This is a genomic window from Nonomuraea sp. GTA35 (assembly GCF_041950525.1).
GTDB lineage: Bacteria > Actinomycetota > Actinomycetes > Streptosporangiales > Streptosporangiaceae > Nonomuraea.
On sequence record NZ_JBGNUV010000046.1, the window covers coordinates 1 to 1,686 of the forward strand.

Annotated in this window: 2 protein-coding genes; both read left to right on the forward strand. The window is 67.6% G+C overall.

The features are described from left to right. Positions 1–43: 43 nt before the first annotated feature. Positions 44–1,102, forward strand: a complete 1,059-nt coding sequence (locus ACBJ32_RS59250) for a tyrosine-type recombinase/integrase (RefSeq protein WP_375134386.1) — start codon at positions 44–46, stop codon at positions 1,100–1,102. 92 nt (positions 1,103–1,194) lie between these two features. After that, on the forward strand, positions 1,195–1,686 hold a 492-nt coding region (locus tag ACBJ32_RS59255), incomplete at its 3' end, for a hypothetical protein (RefSeq protein WP_375134383.1).

Consider the following 1,686-nt stretch of genomic DNA (forward strand, 5'->3'; position numbering starts at 1 on the left):
TCTCTTCGGTCTCGCCACGAACTGAGGAGAAGCGTTGGGCACGGTGGTGCTGGAAGAGAAGTGGCCTGTCCTGGGACGGCACAATGAGGCGGCCCGGTGGCTGCGGATCTGGACCGATCTGGGACGGGCGCCGCGGACGATCGACGCCTACGCCCGTGGCCTGGCCGAATACCTCGACCGCTGTGAGCGGAAGGGCGTCGACCCGGTGGGCGCGACACGAGAGCACATCGCCGGTCACGTGCGGGAGCTCTCCACTCGGCCGAGCCGCCGCGGCGCCAACGTCGTGTCGATCGACTCGGGGTCGGGGCTGTCGAACGCCACGATCCAGCAACGACTGGTGCCGGTCCGGCTGTTCTACGACTTCCTCATCGAGGAGGGTCTGCGCGAGTCCAACCCGGTTGGACGGGGTCGCTACACGCCGGGCCGCCGCTTCGGCGGCCACCAGCGCGGCCTGGTCCCGCGACTGACCAGGCTGCCGTGGATCCCCACAGAGGCTCAGTGGACGGCGATCCTGCAGGTCGCCGCCAACGAGCCGATTCGCAATCGGGTGATGCTCGCGCTGGCGTACGACGCCGCGCTACGACGTGAGGAATTGTGCTCGCTGCGCACCGACGATCTGGACCCGGCGCACCGGACGTTGCGGGTCCGGGCCGAGACGACCAAGGGGCGGCGGGAGCGGATCGTCCCCTACTCGGCGACGGCCGGGGTGCTACTCAGCTCCTACCTGGCCCACCGTGCGTCGTTGACCCGGGCTCGAGGTGGTCTGTTCCTGTCGGAGTCACATCGCAACTACGCCCAGCCGCTCACATTGTGGAGTTGGTCGAAGATCGTGCGCCGGATCGCGCTGGGGGCCGGCGTCCCCCGATTCTCCACCCATACCACCCGGCATCTGTGTCTCACTGATCTCGCCCGGGCGGGATGGGAGATCCACGAGATCGCTATCTTCGCTGGTCATCGCCACACAGACTCCACGATCCAGTACATCCATCTATCCGGGCGGGAGCTCGCCGACAAGCTGCAGAAGGGGATGCAGCAGATCCATGCCTGGCGAATCCGGCAGCTTGCCCAGCTCGGCGGCCAGGCGCCGGAGGCGCGATCGTGACGGCGGCGAGCACGGCGGCCGCACGCCATCCGGCCGTGGGTTCGGGCAGGGCGTGGCCTGTCGACCTGGATCGTTACGATCGCTGTCCCACCATGACCGCCCGGGAACTCACCGCGATCAAGACTCTTGGCTTCGATCTGCGGCGGAGCCGGTGGAGATCGAACGCGTTGAACGCCGAGGAGTGGAGCATGACCACCCGGCTCATGCGCCCTCTGGACGACACCATGCAGGCGCTGCGCTGGATGCCCGACACTCGGCATCACCGTCGTTCGGCCAACGACGCCATCGCCTTGGTGCTGTTGCACGGTGCTGCTCACGACGCCGCGTTCTGGGGCTGGTCGAACGAGGAGTGGCTCAGCTTGATCGGCACCAGTGCCCAGGACTTCCTCCAGCCGTGGCCTGGGTGGCTGGATGGCAGTGTCCGTCCTTACGTCGCGGCTTACGCCTACCTCCTCTGCGGCTTCACCGACTTCCATCTGCTCGGTTCCTTCAACCGCGGCGCGCTGGCCTGGCGCGTCTTCGGTCGCGACGCCGTCGACACGGCCATTAGCGACGTCAGCAAGGTCCTCGGGGGATGGGGTTAC